General features: G+C 49.9%; 23 protein-coding genes. 9 read left to right on the top strand and 14 right to left on the bottom strand.

The genetic code is table 11. The features are described 5' to 3' along the window. Position 1: 1 nt before the first annotated feature. The 12 genes from AYO36_RS00810 to prfA form a co-directional block, all read right to left on the bottom strand. Entirely contained in the window at positions 2 to 961 is a 960-nt protein-coding gene (locus AYO36_RS00810; protein ID WP_064299240.1) for a plant Invertase/pectin methylesterase inhibitor family protein, read from the bottom strand. 154 nt (positions 962 to 1,115) lie between these two features. Beyond that, the gene (locus AYO36_RS00805; RefSeq protein WP_064299239.1) at positions 1,116 to 1,784 is read right to left on the bottom strand and encodes an ABC transporter ATP-binding protein; all 669 of its coding nucleotides are present in this window, start codon (positions 1,782 to 1,784) and stop codon (positions 1,116 to 1,118) included. After that, entirely contained in the window at positions 1,781 to 2,809 is a 1,029-nt protein-coding gene (locus AYO36_RS00800; protein WP_064299238.1) for an ABC transporter permease, read from the bottom strand. The genes AYO36_RS00805 and AYO36_RS00800 overlap by 4 nt, the downstream gene beginning before the upstream one ends. Before the next feature lie 75 nt (positions 2,810 to 2,884). After that, entirely contained in the window at positions 2,885 to 4,240 is a 1,356-nt protein-coding gene (locus tag AYO36_RS00795) for a sensor histidine kinase (RefSeq protein ID WP_064299237.1), read from the bottom strand. Further along, the gene (locus AYO36_RS00790; protein ID WP_064299236.1) at positions 4,237 to 4,905 is read right to left on the bottom strand and encodes a response regulator transcription factor; all 669 of its coding nucleotides are present in this window, start codon (positions 4,903 to 4,905) and stop codon (positions 4,237 to 4,239) included. Before AYO36_RS00790 ends, AYO36_RS00795 begins: the two co-directional genes overlap by 4 nt. A gap of 74 nt (positions 4,906 to 4,979) precedes the next feature. After that, a complete protein-coding gene (gene glyA, locus AYO36_RS00785; protein ID WP_029342751.1) occupies positions 4,980 to 6,239 on the bottom strand; it encodes a serine hydroxymethyltransferase in 1,260 nt (419 codons plus the stop codon). 111 nt (positions 6,240 to 6,350) lie between these two features. Further along, positions 6,351 to 6,890, bottom strand: a complete 540-nt coding sequence (locus tag AYO36_RS00780; protein ID WP_023469511.1) for a TIGR01440 family protein — start codon at positions 6,888 to 6,890, stop codon at positions 6,351 to 6,353. After that, on the bottom strand, positions 6,890 to 7,330 hold the full coding sequence (gene rpiB, locus AYO36_RS00775; RefSeq protein ID WP_023469512.1) for a ribose 5-phosphate isomerase B: 441 nt from the start codon (positions 7,328 to 7,330) through the stop codon (positions 6,890 to 6,892). Before rpiB ends, AYO36_RS00780 begins: the two co-directional genes overlap by 1 nt. 5 nt (positions 7,331 to 7,335) lie before the next feature. Beyond that, positions 7,336 to 7,851 carry a low molecular weight protein arginine phosphatase gene (locus tag AYO36_RS00770; protein ID WP_023469513.1) on the bottom strand — a complete coding sequence of 172 codons (516 nt, stop codon included), beginning with the start codon at positions 7,849 to 7,851 and terminating at the stop codon, positions 7,336 to 7,338. A 17-nt stretch (positions 7,852 to 7,868) separates the two neighbouring features. Then, positions 7,869 to 8,867 carry an L-threonylcarbamoyladenylate synthase gene (locus tag AYO36_RS00765; RefSeq protein WP_064299235.1) on the bottom strand — a complete coding sequence of 333 codons (999 nt, stop codon included), beginning with the start codon at positions 8,865 to 8,867 and terminating at the stop codon, positions 7,869 to 7,871. After that, entirely contained in the window at positions 8,864 to 9,712 is an 849-nt protein-coding gene (gene prmC, locus AYO36_RS00760) for a peptide chain release factor N(5)-glutamine methyltransferase (protein WP_064299234.1), read from the bottom strand. Before prmC ends, AYO36_RS00765 begins: the two co-directional genes overlap by 4 nt. Further along, positions 9,712 to 10,770: a peptide chain release factor 1 gene (gene prfA, locus AYO36_RS00755; RefSeq protein WP_023469516.1), complete on the bottom strand. Its 1,059-nt coding sequence runs from the start codon at positions 10,768 to 10,770 to the stop codon at positions 9,712 to 9,714. The genes prmC and prfA overlap by 1 nt, the downstream gene beginning before the upstream one ends. A 156-nt stretch (positions 10,771 to 10,926) precedes the next feature. On the opposite strand from prfA, the gene AYO36_RS00750 reads away from it, so the two are divergent. The 8 genes from AYO36_RS00750 to treC all read left to right on the top strand — a co-directional run bounded on the left by AYO36_RS00750 (position 10,927) and on the right by treC (position 19,430). Continuing rightward, positions 10,927 to 11,295 carry a GntR family transcriptional regulator gene (locus tag AYO36_RS00750; protein ID WP_029342757.1) on the top strand — a complete coding sequence of 123 codons (369 nt, stop codon included), beginning with the start codon at positions 10,927 to 10,929 and terminating at the stop codon, positions 11,293 to 11,295. Then, positions 11,289 to 12,155 carry an ATP-binding cassette domain-containing protein gene (locus AYO36_RS00745; protein WP_029342758.1) on the top strand — a complete coding sequence of 289 codons (867 nt, stop codon included), beginning with the start codon at positions 11,289 to 11,291 and terminating at the stop codon, positions 12,153 to 12,155. The genes AYO36_RS00750 and AYO36_RS00745 overlap by 7 nt, the downstream gene beginning before the upstream one ends. Continuing rightward, positions 12,148 to 13,122 (top strand): hypothetical protein, encoded by a 975-nt coding sequence (locus tag AYO36_RS00740; RefSeq protein WP_064299233.1) that lies wholly within the window; start codon positions 12,148 to 12,150, stop codon positions 13,120 to 13,122. Before AYO36_RS00745 ends, AYO36_RS00740 begins: the two co-directional genes overlap by 8 nt. 170 nt (positions 13,123 to 13,292) lie before the next feature. Next, positions 13,293 to 14,651 carry an alkaline phosphatase gene (locus AYO36_RS00735; protein ID WP_058704141.1) on the top strand — a complete coding sequence of 453 codons (1,359 nt, stop codon included), beginning with the start codon at positions 13,293 to 13,295 and terminating at the stop codon, positions 14,649 to 14,651. Positions 14,652 to 14,662: 11 nt separating this feature from the next. Further along, entirely contained in the window at positions 14,663 to 15,310 is a 648-nt protein-coding gene (locus AYO36_RS00730) for a DUF4352 domain-containing protein (RefSeq protein ID WP_055969310.1), read from the top strand. A 128-nt stretch (positions 15,311 to 15,438) separates the two neighbouring features. Further along, entirely contained in the window at positions 15,439 to 16,146 is a 708-nt protein-coding gene (gene treR, locus AYO36_RS00725; RefSeq protein WP_064299232.1) for a trehalose operon repressor, read from the top strand. A 182-nt stretch (positions 16,147 to 16,328) separates the two neighbouring features. Further along, positions 16,329 to 17,768 (top strand): PTS system trehalose-specific EIIBC component, encoded by a 1,440-nt coding sequence (treP, locus tag AYO36_RS00720; protein ID WP_047394480.1) that lies wholly within the window; start codon positions 16,329 to 16,331, stop codon positions 17,766 to 17,768. A 21-nt stretch (positions 17,769 to 17,789) separates the two neighbouring features. Further along, a complete protein-coding gene (gene treC, locus AYO36_RS00715) occupies positions 17,790 to 19,430 on the top strand; it encodes an alpha,alpha-phosphotrehalase (RefSeq protein ID WP_064299231.1) in 1,641 nt (546 codons plus the stop codon). 297 nt (positions 19,431 to 19,727) lie between these two features. Here treC and AYO36_RS00710 read toward each other — a convergent pair whose 3' ends face one another. Beyond that, the gene (locus tag AYO36_RS00710; protein WP_064299230.1) at positions 19,728 to 21,086 is read right to left on the bottom strand and encodes an alanine/glycine:cation symporter family protein; all 1,359 of its coding nucleotides are present in this window, start codon (positions 21,084 to 21,086) and stop codon (positions 19,728 to 19,730) included. Positions 21,087 to 21,274: 188 nt separating this feature from the next. Here AYO36_RS00710 and AYO36_RS00705 point away from each other — a divergent pair, with 188 nt between their 5' ends. Beyond that, entirely contained in the window at positions 21,275 to 22,978 is a 1,704-nt protein-coding gene (locus AYO36_RS00705) for a methyl-accepting chemotaxis protein (RefSeq protein WP_064299229.1), read from the top strand. Between the two features lie 52 nt (positions 22,979 to 23,030). On the opposite strand, the gene AYO36_RS00700 is transcribed toward AYO36_RS00705, so the two are convergent. Continuing rightward, positions 23,031 to 23,852, bottom strand: a complete 822-nt coding sequence (locus AYO36_RS00700; RefSeq protein WP_064299228.1) for a DUF6612 family protein — start codon at positions 23,850 to 23,852, stop codon at positions 23,031 to 23,033. Position 23,853: the final 1 nt, after the last annotated feature.

The raw sequence follows: 23,853 nt of genomic DNA, 5'->3' as shown, positions 1-23,853 counted from the left end.
GTCAGTTCCCGAGCGTACTCTTCCCTGATAGAATTGCTTTTGCGGCGTAAGACCATTCATTGTCCGGTTGTTTCGCGAGTTCTTGCAAGGTCGCACGATAATCACCTTTTTTATATTTTTGTTCATAGACCGCTTGCATCCAGAGGACGTCACTCATGTATCCGGACTTCGGGAAATCTTTCCGATAGGCAATATAATCCGCCTGTGTCGTCTGCTTGAGCTTTCCGGCAGCAATCAACTTATAGAAGCGTGCCATACCTGCTGTCTCTTTGTTCGTCAAGACGGATCCGGTCAAGACACTGTCTACTCGTTTGTAGTCTTTCGCCTGAACAGCAGCAACCCCTTGCTCGAGCGCGTCTTTCGCAGACACTTTTGGCTCCTGCGTTTCCGTTTTTGTTTCCTTCTTCTCTGGCTTGATCGCTTTCGCCTTCTCTTGCTCACTTGCCAACTGTTCGTTTTTTTCTTTTAACTGTTCGACTTCCGTTTGCAACGCTGCGAGTTGTTGCTCGACCTCTGTTTGTTTCGTTGCGACCGGTGTTGTGGCAGGTTCGCTATCCAACTGTGTCCAGACGAGAATGAGAGAGACGACAGCAACAGCTCCACCAATCCACCACTGGTTCATTTTTCCGAGTCGCTTCCAGTCTTTCAATTGCGGATGATTCTGAACCGTCATCGGAAAGGATGCCAATCGCTTCTGGGCAAGACGCTTCCCACCTGCTTTTCCTGCGATCGCCAGGCGATAACGATAGACTTCTGCTGGCATCGGTAAGGTCTTCCACTGTTCAAAACGAGCATCTGCCTGTTCATAAAATCCTGCCTGTTGCATGATGACGATTGCTTTGAAATCTTCGAGCATCCGGTGATACTCCCGGCGCTCGTGGCTTTTATGGGTGAACCATTCTGTCAGGCGTTCCGTTTGAATGGCTTGAAGTTCTAATTGGATCAAGGTTGATAAGTTCACATTTATTTCCACCTTTATCTTTTTTTACTACGGTTAAGTATAGCAAAGATAACGCTTCCGCAAATGGTCCGTTTCCCCTATCTTGTGGACAAATCATCAAAAAAACCTTTTGCTTTTACATGCACTGACGCACGAAAGCAAAAGGAAAAGTCGTTCAGCTATGAGAATAGGATCGGGATGCTGTCGCTTCCGTGATCCGCCCATCTTCAATCCGCCAAATCCGGTCACAGACGTCAAGCATCCGTTCGTCATGCGTGATGACGATGACGGTCTTGTTCGACTCATGCGCTTGTTGTTGCAACAGTTCCATCACCCGGCGACCGTTCGGGTAATCGAGACTTGCCGTCGGTTCATCCGCAAGTACAAGGCGTGGTTCATTAACGAATGCCCGGGCAATCGCCACACGTTGTCGTTCACCACCTGATAAGGCGTGCGGCAAATGGTCTTTCCGGTGCTCGAGTCCGAACACAGCGAGTGCCGATGTCGCATCAACCGTTCGTCCGGCTTCCTGCGCGACCAGTTCGAGTTGCTCTCCCGCTGTCAAAAATGGTACGAGATGCGACTCCTGGAAAATGAACCCGACTTCCTCGAGACGTAAGCGACGACGTTCTTCGTCCGTTGCTTCACTGACGCACGTATCATCAAAGTAGACGGCACCGTTCGTTGGTGTCTGTAACAATCCAAGCAACTGAAGCAATGTACTTTTCCCGCTACCACTTGGTCCGACGAGGGCAATCAACTCACCCGCTTCTGCTTGTAAGTTGATGTCATGTAGAACCGTCATCTCACCATAACTTTGTTCAATCTGATCTAATCGAATCATCCGTTCATTCCTCCCATCGCATCTGCTGCCTCGAGTTTTTTGACCATCCGTAACGGAACGAGCGCACCGAGGATTGCCGTTACGAGTAAAATGCCCCCGTACGTCAGACTGGTCGACCATTCAAAACGGAATGGAAGATCCGACGGTAGGAAACGACTCGTCAGATAGGTGATGGCGACGCTGACAGTAAAGGCGAGGCTCGTCAGGAGGATGACTTGTACGAGTAGACTCGCACCCATCGTCCGTGTCCGAATGCCGATTGCCTTTAAGACACCGAGCTGTTTCATCTTCTGCATCGTCAAGATATAGAAGAAGGCTGTCAGAATCAATGCCCCGATGACGACGAGTGCAACCCGCATCATCTGGAAAGAGTTTTGCTCCGCTGCATAGCCTGGTACGTTCTCAACGACTGCTTGTTTTGAGAAGACCGCTAGATCCGTTTGCAACGACTGACCGATATACGCTGAGACGTATGATGCCCCCATCTTCGATTGCCATGCTTGCCAAGATTCATCCGTCATCCAGAGGACAGGTGCGTGACTATAACGTCCGTCCGTTACTGTACCGGCAATCCGGAACGTCTCTTTCGTCCGAAAATCCGTAATCGTATCGCCGACACGGGTTCCGCGTTGTTCCGCGTATGCAGCATCGACGAGCACCTCACCTTTTTGCAACGATCGCAGTTGTTCCGGACCATAGTTCGTAGTCTGTGGTAACGCAAAAACTGTCACATCGTCCTTCGTTCCGTTCTTCTTCTCAAGTACCATGTTCTGGACACCGAGTGCTTCTGCGCCCTCCGGTGTCTCGTCCGCCTGTAAGAACGAACGAGTCAGCTGCCCTTCCGCGTCTTTACTCAACGCAAACTGCTCGACCGGCAGATTACGGACAGCAGCCCCATTGTCATAGGCAAGCCCGTCCGCAAGACCGGTAATCATCAAAATCAATAAGACGATCAACATCGTCACGATCGTCATCCAACCGAATCGTCCTTTCATTCGGACGAGTTCTTTCCATCCTAGTTTCATCGCGTGATCCCTCCTGTATGTTCGCTACAGGACTGATGATACGACTGCAATATGAACGGAACATGAACGCACGCGTCAAATGCGTAAAAAAGTCAATGTCACAGTCAAACCGGATGAGTCAGACGACAAGCTCGCGTCCCCACCAAGTTGGCGCATCGTCTCTTTGACGATCGCAAGACCGAGGCCCGTCCCGCGCGACGTGCGGGACGCATCGCCTTGATAAAAGCGTTCAAAGGCATGTTCCATCTGTTGTTCGGTCATACCTGGTCCTTCATCTTTGATTCGGACGATGACCTGATTCGCTTGTTCTTGCGCCTGAATATGAATCGTCGCTCCTTCTTTCGAGACCGAGACGGCATTTCGAATGACATTTTGGAAGACATGTTCAAGCGCACTGGCATCTGCTTGAATCTGTAGCGCTGGCGATACATCGAGTGCGACGGCGATGCCTTGCTCATCGAGCTGAAAGGCAAGTGTTGCGAGTGTCGTCTCTAGACTCGTGCGCAGATCGAGTGCTTGCTGCTTGAAGCGTCGTCCTTCATCGAGCTTCGCTAAGATCAATAATTGACGCGTCAGTTCGGACATCCGCGCTGCCTCTTGTTGAATGATCGCCCGTCTCCTGACGTCTTCTCCCGTCACATCGAGTTGTCCCGCGTACCCCGAGATCGTCGTCAGCGGTGACTGGAATTCATGCGAGACGTTTGCGACGAACCGACGTCGTTCCGTATCGGACGCTTCAATCGCCATCGCCATCTCGTCAAAGCGTCGGGACAGTTCACCAATCTCATCGCGCGCCTTCGTTCCGACGCGAATTCCATAGTCGCCGTCTGCCATCTGTTCCGTTGCTTTTGTCAGGCGCCGGATCGGACGCACGAGATACCGGATCGAGAAGACGAGCAAGAGAAAGCTGATCACGACAAGCAGTCCGAGGAACAGACCAACGAACAGGTGTAACTCGCGAATCTGCCGACTCAAGTCCGGACGGACGAAGATTGCATCCGTTCCTTGTGCCGTCTTGACCGACGTCCCGTACGTGTTGATGACTTCGTTATCGAATAGTCCAAGCAGGAAGAGATGAAACGGATACTCACGCATCCCGTAGTACGGTTGACCATTTTTCACTTGCTCGATGACTTGACTCGAGAGCGTTTCATTGCGAAATGTGTTTCCGTAACGCTCCGTTCCGTCATCTGTTCGAACATACAGTTGAAAGCCAGTTGCTTGTAACATCCGGTAAAACGATTCTGTCTTTCCGTCACCATGCGTCTCGTAGTAATCAATCGCTGTCTCGACCGCTTCCTCGACTTTTTGGCTATAGCTGTCCTGCCAAAACGAATAGTAGGCAATGTTACTGATTAAAAGAGCGAGTAGTGCGGACACGAGTAGGACGACACAGACGAGTCCGACGATTTTCGTATAGAGGCTTCTCATGCTTCGACCTCCAACCGGTAGCCGAGTCCGCGGACGGTCTCGATCTTCACGTGATTCGTCTCCTTCAGGCGTCCACGAAGTCGTTTGATGTGGACGTCAATCGTCCGGTCATCCCCCATGAAATCAAGTCCCCAGACGTGTTCGATCAATTCCTCGCGGCTGAAGACTCGTCCCGGGAAACTTGCCAGCTGATGTAATAATTCGAACTCGCGCCGCGGGAGTGTCCACTCGGTCGACTGGATCGTTACGAGCTGACTGCGTTTATCAATCGTGACATCCCCGAGATGTAAGACGGGTTGCGCCGCTTTTTGATAGCGCCGAGCCACGGCGTGAAGCCGAAACACTAATTCTTCCGGATCGAACGGCTTTGTGATGTAATCATCAGCACCTGCTGCAAAGCCGTCTCGCTTATCCGTCAGTTCACCGAGCGCCGTCAGCATCAAGATTGGGATGTCCCCGTTTTGCCGTAATCGCTCACATAGGACGAGACCGGTCTGCCCGGGGAGCAGGACATCGAGCACGGCTGCTTCGAACGTCATCGTCTCAATCCAAGCGAGCGCTTCGTTTCCGTCTGCTGTCGCTCGGACGGAGTGCCCGTCGGCCTGTAACGTCGATACGACAAGTGCTTGAATATGTGGATCATCTTCAACGACTAGAATATACATCGTACGCCTCCTTTTTTAGACAAACAAAAATCCCCTTCCCCTTCTCATAACGAAAAGGACGAAGGGGATGACGGTCATCCGCGCTCTGGGTAGAGTGGGAAACGACCTGTCAAAGCAACGACACGCTCGCGTGCTTGTGCGAGAACGTCTGCTTCTTCTGGGTGGTTCAAGACGAGTTCGATCAACTCGGCGATTTCTTTCATCTCAGCTTCCTTGAAGCCACGTGATGTCATGGCTGCCGTTCCGATCCGGATACCACTCGTGACGAACGGGCTCGCTGGGTCGAACGGAATCGTGTTCTTGTTGACCGTGATGCCGGCTTCGTCAAGTGCATGCTCAGCGAGTTTCCCTGTGATCCCGAGCGGTTGCAAGTCGACGAGGAGCAAGTGATTATCCGTTCCGCCTGAGACGATCCGGAGTCCACGCTTCGTCAATTCCTCACCGAGGACTTTGGCGTTCGTGACGACTTGACCGATATAGTCCTTGAACTCTGGTGCAAGCGCTTCACCGAACGCGACAGCTTTCGCGGCGATGACGTGCATGAGTGGACCACCTTGGATCCCTGGGAAAATCGCTTTATCGATTGCTTTCGCATGCTCTTCTTTACAGAGGATCATCCCACCACGTGGACCACGCAACGTCTTATGCGTCGTCGTCGTGACGAAGTGTGCATGCTCAACCGGGTTCGGGTGCTGACCTGCTGCGACGAGTCCTGCAATGTGTGCCATGTCGACCATCAAGTAAGCGCCGACGCTGTCTGCGATTTCACGGAAACGTTTGAAGTCGATGACGCGCGGATACGCCGATGCGCCCGCGACGATTAATTTTGGTTTGTGCTCTTCTGCTAATTTCGCGACGACGTCATAATCAATCATCTCTGTCTCTTGATCGACACCGTATTCCACGAAGTTGTACTGGACACCGGAGAAATTGACGGGGCTACCGTGCGTCAGATGGCCACCGTGCGAGAGGTTCATCCCGAGGACCGTATCGCCTTGCTCGAGAATCGTGAAGTAGACCGCCATGTTCGCTTGTGCACCCGAGTGTGGTTGCACGTTCGCGTGCTCCGCTCCGAAGATTTCCTTCGCGCGGTCGCGTGCTAAATTCTCAGCGAGATCGACATACTCACAGCCACCATAATAACGACGACCTGGGTAACCTTCTGCGTACTTGTTCGTCAAGACGCTGCCTTGTGCTTCCATGACAGCTTGCGAGACGAAGTTTTCGGATGCGATCAATTCGATGTTATCCCGTTGACGACCTAGTTCCTGGCGCATTGCCGAAAAGAGTGCCTCATCTTGTTGTTTCAGATACGTAAGCGGTGTTTGTTCCATCTGAATTCCCCCATTTCATTTCGATAGACCTATCTTAACACGAATGTTTCGTTCCCGGCATCCCTAAAAACAACATCAAAAAAGCAAGGGGTGCGCAACCCCTTGCATCAATCATTCGTATTTAGCACGTGCTCCACCGATTAATTTCGGTCGTGTCACGGCTGCCGTCACGTGTGCCTCACCGATTTCCTTGTGCGGCAAGCGCACAGGAATCGCAACAGCTTTCAAGTGCATCCCGATGAACGTATCACCGATATCAATCCCGGCGTCTGCCTGAATCGCTTCGACGACGACCGGTGCCGAGAAGCGTTGATAGGCAGCACTCGCCATCGATCCACCGGCTTCCGGAACAGGAACGACTGTTACCGGATCGAGCCCGAGTCGTTCTGCCGTTTGCCGCTCAAGCGTCAGCGCCCGGTTGATATGCTCACAGCCTTGGAAGGCAAGATCGACTTGGTGCGACCGACGAAAGGCATCGAAAACGTCAAACAACGCGTCTGCGACTTCCGGTGAACCGGCCTTGCCGATTTGTTTGCCGATGACTTCACTCGTCGAACAGCCGATCACGAGCAATTTTCCTTTTAAGGAAAATCGTTCATCCAGAGCGTTCAGTGCTTCTTCTAAATCGTGCTGGATGCGTGTCAAGTCCATTACTTCACCTCATAATCTGAGATTTTGCAAACGCGGTTCTCATGACGTCCGCCTTCGAATTCCGTTTCAAGCCAAAGCTGTGCGATCTCACGAGCCAGTCCTGGACCGATGACGCGTTCGCCCATCGTTAAGATGTTCGAATCGTTGTGCTGACGCGTCGCTTTCGCGCTGAACGTATCATGGACGAGTGCTGCTCGGATGCCCTTGACTTTGTTCGCTGCGATTCCGATCCCGATACCTGTTCCACAAATCAAGATGCCACGATCAAACTCTCCGCTTGCGACTGCCTCAGCGACTGGAATCGCGACATCCGGATAATCGATCGAGTCGGCTGAATGCGTACCGAAGTCCGTATAGTCGATGCCGAGCTCTTGTAAGAGGTCGTTGATTTCTGCCTTTAACTTAAAACCGCCATGATCCGCGCCGATTGCTACTTTCATCTTTACTATTCCCCCGTTTGTTTAGGTTGTTTTTTCGGAAGTTTCCGTGTATCCGGAGCTTTTCTTCCGTTTCCATTCTGCGTCAATTTTAACACAAGACGGTTGACGAGGGGTTCGAGTTCATTACGTACTTGCCGGTAGACGTTCATTGATCCGCCGTACGGATCGTTGATGTCCCGTTCAAGCCCTGTCACATATTCATATAAGGTAAACGTCCGTTCCTTCAGTTCCGGATAGCGTTCACCGACTTCCTGCTTGTGCTGACGCGTCATCGTCAAGATGATGTCAGACCAACGCCCGAGTACATCATCAAAGACTTGCGTATAGTGTTCGAGTTCGATCCCGCGCTCACGTAACACTTGTAAGGCGTTCTCGGACGCATCAAATCCTTGCATCGAACGTAGTCCTGCTGAACGGACGTCGAATTCCTGATCAGCGACTTTCGAGCGTAGTAACGCCATCGCCATCGGGCTACGGCATGTATTTCCTGTACAGATGAATAAAACGCGACGTGTGCTCATCTCCGTATCCTCCTTCTTCAAGGGCGAATGACCCGACCACCTGCTGCTTTATGGAGGCGGTTGCGGACCGCAAGCCCCACCCCTTCTTCTGATAGGTCTCGTACAAAAATCTGATCCACCGTCGTCTGATCAAATCGCCGTAAACAATCGTAAAGACGTTGTGCCGCCGTCTCCATCGAATTACCAAGGGAGCAGCGAACATCTGCGTCGACTTCCTCCCCGTCAAACAGGAGGACGCCCGTCTTGTGTCCGGTTTGTCGTGCATCATCGATGAGTTGCTGTAAGAATGAAAGATCTCCCTCCACTACGGAAAGTGTTGCTTCCGGTGCGTAGTGGGTATATTTCATCCCGGGTGCCTTCGGTGTAACATCTTTCATCGATAAGGCAGGATCGAGTGTGACAGGACCGATGACCGACTCGATTTGTTCGCGTGTCACGCCGCCCGGTCGTAAAATCGCCGGTGGCGTCATCGTACAATCGATGACAGTCGATTCGACCCCGATGCCCGTTTCCCCTCCATCGACGATCGCAGCGATGCGTCCCGAGAGGTCATGTGCGACGTGCGCAGATGACGTCGGTGAAGGTTTTCCGGAACGGTTGGCACTCGGTGCTGCGAGACCCAACCCTGTCGCCTCGATCAATCGAAGCGCGAGCGGATGGTCTGGCATCCGTAATCCGATCGTATCTAGTCCTGCTGTGACGAGTGTGGATGCGGTGCCGTTCGATTCGAGGATGATCGTCAAGGCTCCTGGCCAGAACGCCTCCATCAAACGTGCCGCAACATCTGGAATGTGCGTGACGAACTGATGTGCCTGTTCTACGGATGCGACGTGGACAATCAGTGGATTGTCAGAAGGTCGACCCTTCGCGGCGAAGATTCGCCGAACAGCCGCTTCGTTCGTCGCGTCCCCTGCGAGACCATAGACAGTCTCGGTCGGCATCGCCACGACCTCTCCTTCCTGCAATAACCGAACTGCTTCATCCATCGTCTGTAAGTCAATCATTTCCGTCTTCACGCTTTACAATCCTTTCGTTCCGCATACACGATACGGTCTTTACCGTTTATATCTTTTAAAATACCCGTTTCCGCATTTGGATAACGTTCTTTTAACATCATTTGCACTTCTGGTCCTTGATTGTGTCCAATTTCAAACGCAATCAGTCGGAAATCGTCGCGTAGGACCCGTCCACTCTCCTCGACGAGACGTCGGTAAAAGACGAGACCGTCTTTTCCGCCAAACAGGGCGAGATGCGGTTCATGATCAAACACGACTTCACTGAGTAATTCTTCTTCCTCGATATAAGGAGGATTCGAAACGAGCACCCGAACGGAATCATCCGTAAGTGGTGCTAGTAGATCTCCTTCAAGGAACGTCACGTCTCCACCAAGAGTTGCTTGATTTTGCTTCGCGACCGCAATCGCGGCCGGTGAAATATCGACGGTCGTGACCGGTTGCTCGAGTTCGAGGGCGAGCGTGATTCCGATTGCTCCACTACCGGTACCGATGTCGACGATCTGTCCCGCGGTGAACGACTCACGTTTGAGACGTTCCGTCACGAAGACGATCAACTCCTCCGTTTCTGGTCGTGGAATCAAGACATCCGGTGTGACACGGAAATCCCGTCCATAAAACGGCTGATAGCCGATTAAATGCTGAACGGGTACGCCGTGAACATGAGCAAGCAAGTATTCACTGAATCGTAAATCTTGCTCCGGCGTCAATTCATCGGACAAGCGCACAAGGAGTCCGGTCCGGTCGACATCCAAGACGTGCATGAGTAACCATTCGGCACTTGAACCCTCGCGTCCTGCTTGTTCCATCATCGTTTTTGCATCATTTAGACGTTTTGCGATCCGCATCAGTTCGCCGCCTCCGATGCCCGCGCCTGATGTTCCATGACAAGCGTATCGATGACTTCATCCATCTCACCTTGCAAGATTCGATCAAGCTTCTGGATCGTCAATCCGATCCGGTGATCCGTCACCCGGTTTTGAGCGAAATTATACGTCCGAATCCGCTCTGAACGGTCACCCGTACCGACAGCCGACTTCCGTTTTTCATCATACTCCGCTTGCTGTTCGCGTTGAATCTTATCGTAGACACGCGCACGCAAGACCTTCATCGCTTTTTCCTTATTCTTGATTTGCGACTTCTCATCCTGACAGCTGGCGACGATTCCTGTCGGCACGTGCGTGACACGGACAGCGGACTGTGTCGTATTGACGGACTGGCCACCCGGTCCACTCGACGTGAACGTATCGACTCGGACATCCTTGTCATGGATCTCGACTTCGACGTCTTCTGCTTCCGGTAGCACGGCAACGGTTGCGGTCGATGTATGAATCCGCCCGCCGGATTCCGTTGACGGAACGCGTTGGACGCGGTGTGCCCCGTTCTCGTATTTCAACTTCGAATAAGCACCTGTTCCTTTGACAATGAAGATGATTTCTTTGTAGCCACCGAGTTCCGTGTAGCTCGCATCGATGATCTCAATCTTCCAGTTCTGTTTCTCAGCAAACTTCGAGTACATCTTGAACAGGTCACCCGCAAATAAGGCTGCCTCGTCTCCCCCTGCTGCACCACGAATCTCGACGATGACGTTCTTATCGTCATTCGGATCCTTCGGTAATAATAAAGCCTTCAGCTTCGCTTCGAGCTCTTTGATCTCCGGTTCAAGCATCGCGACTTCTTCCTTCGCAAGGTCGCGCATCTCCGGATCCGTCAACATTTGACGTGCCTCTTGATAAGCTTCCATCTTCTCGCGGTAGACACGGTACGTCTCGACAGTCGGCGCAAGTTGTGACTGCTCTTTTGAGACCTCTCGCAATTGATTCGTATCATTAATGATGGCTGGATCAGCCAACATATCATTCAGTTTTTCATAACGGTCCTCTAACGCACTCAATCGATCCAACATCTCGGTCATCCTTCCTGGCGATTCTTCTGTCGTCAGTATAGCAAATATTGCGATCGATGGCGTCATCGTCTTCTTGAAAAGAAACGTTGACAGACGGGCTTTAAATTCCTATAATTGGTGTATTAATTGAATTAGTACACTTAAGGAGGTGAAGAAATGTTCACCGTTGATCCGAAAAGTCCGTTACCGATCTATGAACAGTTGGTCGCTCAAATCATCCGCTCGATTGCCCGTGGTCTACTCCGCTCCGGCGAACAGATGCCATCCGTCCGTGAACTTGCCGGTACACTCCTTGTCAATCCGAACACTGTCTCCCGCGCCTATCAGGAACTCGAGAGCCGCAACTTCATCGTCACGATGCGCGGTAAAGGCTCCTTCATCTCAGACATCCCACTTCATGAAGTCAAACAAGCAGCCATCCAAGATCCACTCATCCGCCTTTGTGCCATCGCCGACGAATTATCCATCTCAAACGAAGAACTTTATCAACATATCTTACACATAAGGGAGGATTCCTCATGTTGACCGTTTCTCATCTGACGAAACAAATTGACCGTACCATGATTTATGAAAATGCATCCTTCACCCTGCCGGCAGGAACGATTACTGCCTTGATTGGTCGTAATGGTGCCGGAAAAACGACATTACTGAAAACACTCGTTGGAGCGCTCGAGCCGACCCGCGGGAAAGTCGAATGGAATGGTGAGTCGATCCACCACGTTCCGAAGACGCGGGAGCACCTTTTCCTTGTTCCGGATTCTGTCTCCGTCTACCGCCAGATGACGCTCGGTGAACTGATCAACTTCTACCACGTCTTTTATCCGAACTTCGAGAAGACATATATCGAAAACTACTGCCGCTCGTCGAATCTCGATCGCGGACGTCGCGTCACTTCTTTATCGAAGGGACAAGCCCAATTGTTCCTTCTCCAACTCGCGTTCGCAACGAATGCCCCGGTTCTGTTGCTCGATGAACCAACCGATGGACTTGACCGGATCAATAAACGTGATTATCTGAAACAACTCGTCTCGTTACTTGCGGAGCGTCAGACAGCCGTTCTGATTGCTTCCCATCAACTCGAAGAACTCGATTCCCTTGCCGACCGCGTCATGACGATCGAAAAACACCTCGTCCGCGAACCGAAGGCACTCGATGATGCCAAAGCTAGCATGCAGAAATGGCAGGTCGTCTATGAAGATGTTCCAGAGCTCAGTCATGCCGATCTCCACGTCTTATCCCAAACGGGTCGAGTCGTGACGTTACTCGTCTTATCCGATGCAGGCGCGCAGTATCTCGAAACGACGCGTCCTCTCTTAAAGGATGCTTTGCCGGTGCAGATGGAAGATTACTTCTTAGGGACATTTGGAGGGAAACGACATGGTTAAGCAATTGATCCGCTATCACATCAAGCAAGGCATTTGGCCACTCGCTTGTTTTATTCTACTGGCGATCTTCAGTTATGGTTTTGGTAGTTATACCATCATCAATGACTTTGAAACATATGAAGTATCTTATCAAACCGAAACGATTCAAGCTGTCCTCGTCAGTCCGTTCTTCGCTGGATTCGCTGCAATTCTCATCGCCGTCTTTGCGATCCTGATGCTCGGTTCGGAGCGTGGGAGTGGTCGCAGCCTGATTTTACATGCGTTGCCGTTCCCGAAGGTCTGGCTGTTCTGGATCAAATGGGCGATCGGCACTGTGACGTTGATCGTCTTCCCGATCATCGGTTTTTTCGCCAGTTGGTCATTACTGCAAGCATTCGGTATCAATCCGTTTGATTACGTCACGTGGTCGTCACTCCTTCAAGATTTCGGTCTATTCCTTCTATTTGATGTGACGATTTTGACGATCTTCTTATTCGCCGGAACGATTGCTGGTGATATCATCGGACAACTGTTACTCGGAACGTTCTTCTTGTTCTTGAATTACTTCACGTATTTCAGTATCTATGCTATCGGTCAACTGGGTTTTGGCGTAGGCTACGAAGAGTTAGACAAACCAACAAGCTTTTTGATGACAATCACGACGCCGTTTGCACTCTTCTTCGAGTACAATACCGATTTCAACATCGCTTATGCTGTATTGTTCAGTTTAGCCTTGACGGTCGTCTTACTGATTTTCGGTAGTCGTCTCTATGTCAAAGGTGCGAACGAACGTCTCGGGCGTTTCACGATTTTCCCGAAATTACATCCAGCACTCATCATCACCTTCTCGATCTATACGACAATCCTACTCGCGGGAATCATCGGTCTGATTTCGTCCGAGAATCAATTCCTGTACTGGCTCGCAATCGCGATTCTCGCGTGGCCGACGTTCAGCTCTTATCGCAGAATGATTGGGTGGAGTCGCTAATGCAACGAATGGATCTTCTGAAATGACTTTTCAGAAGGTCCATTTTTTTGTCATCGATTCTTCACAAAGCTTTACAAACGATAAACATGGATTTCACATTCTATCCGTAAGGTGGAGTTTGTAGGTCGTATCGATCATCAAACCCCAGCACCTTTCGAGGAGGAACTCTTATGAAATTAAAACGTATCATTCCAATTTTTGCCTTATCAACCCTTTCCCTTAGTACGATGCTCTCGATGCCTGAAGCAGAAGCAAAGACGAAACCGGTCAAATCACCGGAAATCCGGAACGTCATCTTCTTGATCGGCGACGGGATGGGTGTCTCCTATACATCAGCACATCGTTACTTAAAGAACGATCCATCGACACCGGTTGCTGAAAAAACAGCGTTTGACCAATACCTCGTTGGTCAACAGATGACTTATCCGGAAGATCCGAAGGAAAACGTCACCGATTCCGCTTCCGCAGCAACAGCGATGTCATCCGGCGTCAAGACGTATAATGCAGCGATTGCTGTCGATAACGATAAATCGGAAGTCAAGACCGTTCTTGAAGCAGCGAAAGAACGTGGTAAGTCAACAGGACTCGTTGCAACATCGGAAATCACGCATGCGACACCTGCTTCGTTCGGTGCTCATGATGAGAGCCGAAAGAACATGAACGCGATCGCAGACGATTACTTCAAGGAACGCGTCAATGGGAAACATAAAATTGACGTCATGCTCGGTGGCGGTAAGTCGAACTTCGTCCGTCCGGATGTTGATTTGACGAAAGCATTCAAAAAAGACGGTTACAGTTACGTCACGGATCTGGATCAATTGCAAGGTGATAAAAACAAACAAGTCCTCGGTCTGTTCGCAGATGGTGGATTACCAAAACGGATTGACCGCGAAAACTCGGTCCCATCGCTTGAACAAATGACGAACTCTGCCATTAAGCGACTCGACTCGAATAAAAAAGGATTCTTCCTGATGGTCGAAGGTAGCCAAGTCGACTGGGCCGGTCATGACAATGATATCGTCGGTGCCATGAGTGAGATGGAAGACTTCGAGCGAGCATTCAAAGCCGCGATCGCATTTGCAAAGAAGGATAAACATACACTCGTCGTCGCGACAGCTGACCACTCAACGGGTGGATATTCAATCGGTGCAGATGGCATCTATAACTGGTTCGCTGAACCGATCAAAGCGGCAAAGAAAACACCTGACTTCATGGCGCAAAAAATCGTCGATGGTGCGGACGTCCGCAAGACATTGACGACGTATATCGATCAGGACAAACTCGCCTTGACGGACAAAGAAATCGATAGCGTCTCCCGCGCTGCTGAATCGAAGAAATTACTCGAGATCGATAATGCGATTGAAGAAATCTTCAACGAACGCTCGCATACAGGCTGGACGACAGGTGGACATACAGGTGAAGACGTACCGGTCTATGCGTTCGGTCCTGCTAAAGAACGTTTCGCGGGACAAGTCGACAATACGGATCACGCGAAAATCATCTTCGATCTCTTGAAATCGAAGAAATAAGGAGAATGTTCATGAGACAGATACTTGCTACTTTGATGCTCGGGACGGTGCTCGCTGGTTGTGGCACTTCAGCATCACAAGACACACCAAAAGAACCAGCGTCTGCGAAACAGGAGCAGCCGGTATCGCTTGAAAAAACAAGCGCCTACGTTCCAAACCCACAAATTCCAGACGATCGCGATTTGACAAAAATCGATCAGACCGTCACGGATGATAAGGGCGACCTGACGCTTAAACAATTCAAACGAGTGAACGAAACACGGAAGATTGGTCCGATCGAGATGACGATCGAAGAGATCAAAGTATTCCATGCTCGTCCAAGCTATGGCATGATTGATTTCTTCCATGGCTTTACGCACGATGAATCCTTTGATTTGATCAAGACACGGGTCACGATCAAGAACACAAGTAATGAACCGGTCACGTTCAATCCTGTCGCCCACTTCAAACTCGATGCTGCGACAGAAAAGACGCTCGAGGACGACGTCTATTTGGAGTCGCTTGCGAAGACTTACGCCCCGTCCGAGTCACGGAGTGGTAACTTCGGCTTCATCTTGGAACATCCGGTTGACTCGATTGAACTCTTGACGAGTGATGTTCTCGATGAAAAACAAGATGTCCTCAAAAAAGGAACGACGTTTTCGACGTCTCTTCGTTGACTGACATTCACACTTCTATGCTCTATCTATTTTCCGGTCATGTCCCGATCATAGGTGGAGCTATTTTGATGCCTGTAATCGTTCCGTGCTACACTAAAGGCATTATTTGAGTGTAAAGGACGGATCATATGCCGAAGTATTTAAATATCTATCACGAGCTCGCACAGCGGATTCAGGAAGGAACGCTCCCGGCTGAAACGAAATTACCTTCTGAGACGGAATTGATGCACGAATTCGAGGCGAGCCGCGGAACGGTCCGAAAAGCGATCGATGCCCTGCAAGAAAAAGGCTTCGTCCGTAAACACCAAGGGAAAGGTGTCTTCGTCCTGTCGCAAGAAGCGATCGAATTCCAATTCAATGGGATCGTCAGCTTCTCGGAAGCACATCGCCGGATGGGGCGACATGCCGTCGAAACGATTGTAGTGTCTTGCGAAGTCCTCTCCGCCTCTGCTGAGCTCGCTTCGTTATTGCATGTGGCACAAGGAACGAACGTGACACGCGTCGAGCGCATTCGTCAAATTGATGGTGAACGTGTCATCCGTGACATCAATCATTTCGTGACAGCACTCGTGCCTGGACTGACTACTGACATCGCTAAAGGTTCGATCTATCAGTACATCGAAGAGACACTCGGACGTCAGATCAGCTACGCGAAACGTAAAATCGAAGCTCGCCCTGCGACAACTGAAGACCAAGAACGACTCGACCTTCACGATATGACGCATGTCATCGTCGTCACGAACGATACGTATTTCTATGAAGGACAACATTTCGAACGGACGGAATCGCGTCACCGGCTCGATAAGTTTCAGTTCACTGATATTGCCCGTCGTTGAATATAGGCTGCAAGATGAGGGAATCCGTAGATGACGGATTCTCTCTTTTTTATTCTCCCCAACTTATCTATATAAGTTCTTGACCAACTTATATAGATAAGTTAAGATAAGTGTGCGCAGATAAGAAAACGTTTTCATTTCAAAAGTGGTCGAGTATGTCACTTCCAAAAAGGAGCATCGAGATGAAACCAAACTATCGTCAGATTGCAGAGCAAATCATTGAGAACATCGGAGGTAAGGAGAACGTTGAGCAGGCAGCTCACTGTGTCACCCGTCTTCGTTTAACGCTTAAGAATCAAGAGCTTGTCGATCAAGAAGCCTTACTTGAAGTTCCGCTCGTCAAAGGCGCGTTCTTGAACGCGGGTGTCTATCAAATCGTCATTGGTGCCGGAGACGTCGACCGGGTCTATGCAGAATTCATTCAATTAACCGGTTTACAGGCAACGACGATCGCAGATGTTAAATCGTCTGGCGCTGCCAAGATGAATCCGTTCCAAAAGTTGATCAAAGTCTTTTCTGATGTCTTCATGCCTATCATCCCGGCGATCATCGTTGCTGGTCTCTTAATGGGAATCAATAATCTATTCGGTATCGAGTTCGGTGGCAAGACGATGATCGATCGTTATCCGAACTTACAAGGACTTTGGGATCTTATCAATATGATGGCAAACACGGCCTTCGTCTTCCTCCCGGCACTCGTCGGTTGGTCAGCGACGAAACGCTTCGGTGGAAGTGAGATTCTCGGGATCGTCATGGGTCTGATGCTTGTTCACCCAGATCTCTTAAACGCTTGGAACTACGGACAAAGTGCTCTAAAAGGTGAAATTCCGACGTTCAACATTCTCGGTCTCTTTGAAATTGAAAAAGTCGGTTATCAGGGACAAATCCTCCCTGTACTCGCCGCTGCTTATGTTCTCAGTACGATTGAACGTTGGCTCAAAAAACGGGTACCGAATGCGATTCAATTACTCGTCGTACCGATTACGACGATCACATTGACGGGCTTCCTCGCCCTTGCCGTCATCGGACCGGTCACGCGTCAAGTCGGTGACTGGATTACGATCGGTGTCGTCAATACGTTCGAAGCTGTTCCGTTACTTGGTGCCTTACTCTTCGGCGCACTCTATGCGCCGCTCGTTATTACCGGCATGCACCACATGTTCATCGCCGTTGATCTACAGTTGATCGGACAAAGCGGAACGACGTTCATCTGGCCGATGATCGCGATTTCGAACATCGCCCAAGGTTCAGCAACACTCGCGATGCTTTTCCTCGCGAAAAACGTTAACGATAAAAACATGGCATCAACGTCCGCTTTATCCGCCTACTTCGGGATCACGGAACCAGCGATGTTCGGGGTCAATCTCCGATTCAAATATCCGTTTTACGCGGCACTCGTCGGTTCAGCGATCGCGTCAGCTTTCATCGCCGTCAGTGGCGTTCTTGCTCCTGCGATCGGTGTTGGCGGATTACCTGCTTTCATTTCGATCGTACCAGGCTCGATTCTGTCATTCATCGTCGGCATGGTGATCGCGATCATCGTTCCTGTCGCCTGTACGTTCCTGTTCCACTATGTCTCAACGAAACGCGCAAAAAAAGCTGCCCTGAAAAAAGCAGCGTAATTCTAGAAAGGTGTGTATCTCATGATCACGACAACCGATTGGCGCAAATCCGCCGTTTATCAAATCTATCCGAAGAGTTTTTATAGTCCGGAGGGCAAAGCGACCGGTACATTGCGTGGCGTGACTGCCAAACTCGATTATCTGGCGGATCTAGGTGTCGATTATCTCTGGTTGACGCCGGTCTATGCCTCACCGCAAAACGACAATGGTTATGATGTCAGTGATTATTACGCGATCGATCCATCCTACGGAACAATGGACGATTTCGAGACGTTACTTGCAGAAGCAAAACAACGCGGTCTGTCTGTCATGATGGACATCGTCGTCAATCACTGTTCAACGTCGCATGTCTGGTTTGAAGAAGGACGTCATCCGGATAGTCCCTATCACGACTATTTTATTTGGCGCGAGACACCGAACGACTGGGTATCAAAATTCGGTGGTCCCGCTTGGTCATTTGATGAGGTAGCTGGCAAGTATTACTTGCACCTGTTCGACAAGACGCAAGCGGATCTGAACTGGGAAAATCCACGCTTACGGGAAGATGTTTACAACATGATGCGCTTCTGGCGGGATAAAGGGGTCAGCGGCTTCCGACTCGATGTCATCAATTTGATCTCAAAGACGCCAGGTCTTCCGAACGATCCAGCAGGAGACGGACGTGCGTATTATACGGACGGACCGAACGTTCATGACTACTTGCAAGAGATGAACGCAGAAGTCTTTGCCGGACACGATCTCTTGACCGTCGGTGAGATGTCGTCGACGTCACTTGAACACTGCCTTCGTTATTCATCACTTGATGAACAAGAACTGAAGATGACGTTCAACTTTCATCATTTGAAAGTCGATTATCCGAAAGGTGAAAAATGGACGGCAGCACCATTTGATTTCACGCAACTGAAACAGATTTTCTCCGACTGGCAATCCGGCATGAACGGACAAGCCTGGAACGCAATCTTTTGGTGCAACCATGACCAGCCACGCGTCGTCAGCCGGTTCGGTGACGACGTCACGTATCGTGTCGAAAGTGCGAAGATGCTCGCGACGACGCTTCATGGTCTACAAGGTACACCGTACATCTATCAAGGAGAAGAGATCGGCATGCCGAATCCGGACTTCACGGATTTGTCCGACTACCGCGATGTCGAGACGTTGAACGCCTATCAGGAAGCTCGGGACAACGGTATATCGGAAGAAGCGATTCTCGCTGCGATTCGTCAAAAGTCGCGTGACAATGCGCGGACGCCGATGCCGTGGTCGGATGCAAGTAACGGCGGCTTCAGTACAAGCGAGCCGTGGATACCAGTCTCACCGACGTATGAGCAAATCAATGTCGAGTCGGCTGTCGCAGACCCAAACTCGGTCTATCATCATTACAAACAGTTGATTCAACTCCGCAAACAGTATGACGTGCTGACGGACGGTTCATACCGTCTGTTGACACCAGACGATTCGTCACTCTGGGCGTACGAACGTGCCACAAGCGAGGAAGAGTTGCTTGTCGTTTCGAACTTCTACGGAACAGAGACGACGTTCACGTTACCTCGTGACGGATCGGATTATACAGTGTTGCTTCACAACTATCAGCAGATGCAGACAGAGGAACGCACTTTGACGTTGCGTCCTTATGAATCACTGATGCTCTATCGTAAGAAGTGATTGAATAAGACGAAGCACACGCGAAAAAGAGAAGATTGGTTTCTAGCATATCCTAGAAGCCAATCTTCTCTTTTGTTGAATAGATATAGAATGTGAATGCCTATCCCTCGACTCCTACAGGAAAAGAAAACATGGTATACGCTTTCGTCAGGGAAAGGAAAGACCCGGCGAACCGCATGGAATGCGGATCGTCGCGGCTTACCTCCCGCCTGTGGAAAGCGAGGATAGCAGAATCATTCGTTTTCAAAAATGATTCTTAAACACTAGTTCCTTCCGAGTCTTTCATTTTCGCATTCTCTATGAAACCTTCCGATTTGCTTCTTCTCGTTTCAACTGTTCGCGGAACAGTCGTGTCTCGGCAATGACAACGCCGGACAATCCAATCAAACCGATTAAGTTCGGAATCGCCATCAATCCGTTGAAGACATCGGAAATCGCCCAGACCATGTTCAAGTTCGTCGTCATCGCGCCGGCTCCAGCGACTAAGACGAACAGGATGCGGTACGGTAGGATTGATTTTTGACCAAATAGATAATAAATCGATTTTTCACCGTAGTACGACCAGCCAAGAACGGTCGAGTACGCGAACATGACGAGTCCAATCGTAACGATGTATTTTCCTGTTGGTCCAAGGAAGGCCTCAAAGCTCGCTGTCGTCAGTTCAACGCCTTGCAAGTCCGTATCGAGCTGTCCTCCCATGACGAGCGTCAGTCCCGTAATCGAACAGACAACCAATGTATCGAGGAAGACTTGCGTCATCGAGACGAGTGCTTGACGCCCCGGGAAGTCTGTCTTCGCAGCAGCAGCTGCGATCGGTGCTGAACCGAGTCCTGCTTCGTTCGAGAAGACACCACGCGCAACACCATAACGAATTGCCGCTCCGATTGCCCCTCCTGTGATGGCTTCGCTTGAGAACGTACTACTGAAGATCGTCGAGATCGCACCTGGAATCAGATCATAGTTCATGATGAGAATCAGCAAGCCACTTCCGACATAGAAGAAAATCATGAACGGAACGAACAGACTGACGACTTTCCCGATTGACTTGACCCCACCAAGAATGACGACACCCGTCAATACCATTAACGCGATCCCCGTTACGTAAAGTGGCACATCGAACGTCGATTTCATCGCGAGGGCGACCGAGTTCGTCTGGACCCCGTTTCCAATCCCAAACGCAGCGATCGAAGCGAATGCGGCAAATAGTACACCGAGCCATTTTTGCTTCAGTCCACGTTCAAGGTAATACATCGGTCCTCCTGCCATCTGTCCTTTTTCATCGACGACACGATATTTGACGGCAAGAATCGCTTCCGCGTACTTCGTCGCCATCCCGAACAGACCGGACAACCACATCCAGACGATCGCGCCTGGTCCCCCGAGAACGACGGCGGTTGCGACACCGACGATATTCCCTGTACCGACGGTCGCAGCTAGTGCCGTCATCAATGCTTGAAAGTGACTGATGTCGCCTTCTGACTTATCGTCCTGATGCTTTGAAAACGCGAGCTTCAGCGCATACGGCAGTTTGGTAATTTGAATGAATCCTAAGCGAATCGTCAAGTAAATCCCCGTACCGACCAACAGAATGAGTAACGGTGGTCCCCATACGATATCGGACACCGCACTAACCCAGTCACTAAATGAATTTCCCATTCGTCTTACCTCCCTTTATGAAATATGTAGTTCCTTACCATTTTTTCAGAATTTACTGATAATTGTCAAACTATTTTTTCATGAAACTATTCTGCGTTTTAATTTTTTCGATAATAAGTAAATTTTTTACTTGTGAAGGTATAATCAAGAAAATAAATAGTTCATCTTGCAAAAAAGGAGTGAATCATATGAAGATTAAAACGAAGCTTATCTTATTGTCCTCCATCCTTTTGCTTAGCTTGATCGGCGTCGGACTGTACGGCGGATTCTCACTCGACCACGTCGACAAACAGAGTCAGACCATCACGTCCTCCTGGATTCCTGGTCTGAACTTATCCCATGAAACGAATACCGCTCTATCAGATTTACGACGTGTCGAATTATTACACATCCAAGAAAATGATCCAGAAATTAAAGCTGGTTATGATAAGCGTGTCAAAGACGGTTTAGCGACCGTTGATGCGAATCTCGCGAAATACGAGAAAACGATTTATTTAGAAAGCGATCGCGCACTGTTCAATGATCTCACTAAAAAATGGCAAACTTTCAATGAGACGACTGATCGCCTTCTCGCCCTCAGTACACCAGAAACTCAAAAAGAAGCGGTCACATATTATGAAGGTGAGAGTCGTGATTCATACTTCGCCGTTTCTGATCAATTAACGAAAATCGTGAAATACAATAATCAACAAGCGAAAATAAATGGTGATGCCATCACAAGTTCTGCCAATACAGCTCACATCCTTCTCTTCACGATCATCGGTGTCGTCGGATTACTCGGTGTCATCTTCACCGTCTTGATTTTACGCTCAATCTTCGGTCCACTCCGTCAACTGCAGGCAAAAACGTATGAACTGGCAACACAAGGTGGCGACTTGACAGCACAACTCGACGTCGCGCGTGATGACGAGATTGGACAAATCGCCCAGTCGATGAATCAATTCATCGCTCACTTACGAACGATCATCGTCCAGGTCGATGATACAGCAACCCACGTCGTATCGACTTCGCGTCACGTCTCCGGTCGAATCAGCGAACTCGATCAGGATATGGCGTCGACTTCCCATACGATTGAAAACTTATCAGCCGGGATGCAGGAGACAGCTGCTTCTGCCGAAGAGATGAACTCGTCTGCCGTCGATATGGAAGCGACGATTCATGATATCGTCTCTAGTGCGGAAGCGAACGGAAAACGGGCACAAGAAGTCGGCGGACGGGCCGAATCGCTTCAAGTCGTCGCAACCGAAGCGAAACAGACCGCGAATCACATTCTCGCTGAAACGAAAAGTAAACTCGAGGACGCGATGGCTCGCGCGAAGGCGGTCAAGGAGATTTCCGTCTTATCGGACGCAATCCTCTCGATCGCGGCGCAAACGAATCTATTGTCCCTTAACGCTTCGATTGAAGCAGCACGCGCTGGTGAAGTCGGTCGCGGCTTCGCTGTCGTCGCCGATGAGATTCGTAAACTTGCTGAAAGTAGCCGGGATACCGTCGAACAAATCCAAGATGTCTCGATTTCTGTCATCGAGTCCGTTGAACATTTGAATTCCGCTTCCGGTGAGATGCTCTCCTTCATCGATACGAAGGTCGTCAAGGACTATGATTTATTCGAAGACGCCTCCGTTCAGTATCGAAATGATGCACAATTATTCGGCGATGCAGCGGAACACTTCGCCGCTCAAGCCGGTCAACTCCAGGAACTGACAGCAAACATGCTCGGTGTCATCCACGATGTTGCCGTCACCGTCAATGATGGGGCACAAGGCACACAATCGATGTCAGAACAAATCAATCATTCCGTCCAAGCGTTCCGGGATGTCCATGACCAGACTTCCGTCAGTCAACAGCAGGCAGAGGCACTAAAAGAGGTCTTACGCCAGTTCCAAGTCTAAACGACAAGCCCCTCGTCTTCAGATTAGAAGAGAGGGGCTTGTTTTTTATTACTTATTGTCCTGCACCTGTGAGCGGTTGTGCGTCTTTTGCTTCCGCCGGTAATGTGATCTCGTCGATCTCATTGAATTTCGAGAACGTCGACTCATTCTTCATATTGAATTCGGTCTCTTTTTCAATCGCAAACACCATGTCCATGTCGAGAGACTTCGGATAGAACGTCTTCGCGTCATATGTCATTTTGTAGTTCATCTTTTTATAATCGATGCTATCCATCGCGTCTTTCATCTGCGCCATCTGTCCTGTCTGTTCGAGTGAATCCTTCATGAAGGCTTTCAGATCGTCACCACTCAACTTAACATCGATCTGATAGACGTCGCCCTCTTTTTTCGCTGTCCAATTATCTTTGTATTTCTTTAGGAGCTGTAGGTTTTGTTCCGTTGATGCCGATGATTCCATCGCTTCAACCATTTCGCCTAATTCCGAAACATCTTGAACGATCCATTGTCCGTTTTGTGAGAGATACATTTTATCGTCAACGATATAACTCTCAATCGTCACGTCTTTCCCGTCTTCAGGATTTTTCATCGTCATCGTCTGCTTCATCGCGAGCGGCTTTTGAATGATGTCAGCTGAAACTTTCTGATCCATCGCCATCTCACCTGCTTTAGAGCTGACCGTTCCTTCCATATGGAACGATTTGATGTCCTCTTGAGCGGCTGTCGCTTTCTTTAATAGCTCTGTGTTCGAGAGTTCCCCCGACTTCGTCGAACCCGATCCGCTACCACTACCTGAATCCGTCTGTCCATCTTGGCATCCGGCAAGTCCAATGGATGCTGCGACAATCCCGGCTGCTACCCACCTTGTTTTCTTCATA

The organism is Exiguobacterium sp. KKBO11 (genome assembly GCF_001644945.1).
GTDB lineage: Bacteria > Bacillota > Bacilli > Exiguobacteriales > Exiguobacteriaceae > Exiguobacterium_A > Exiguobacterium_A abrahamii.
This window is presented reverse-complemented; position numbering and strand designations above follow the sequence as displayed.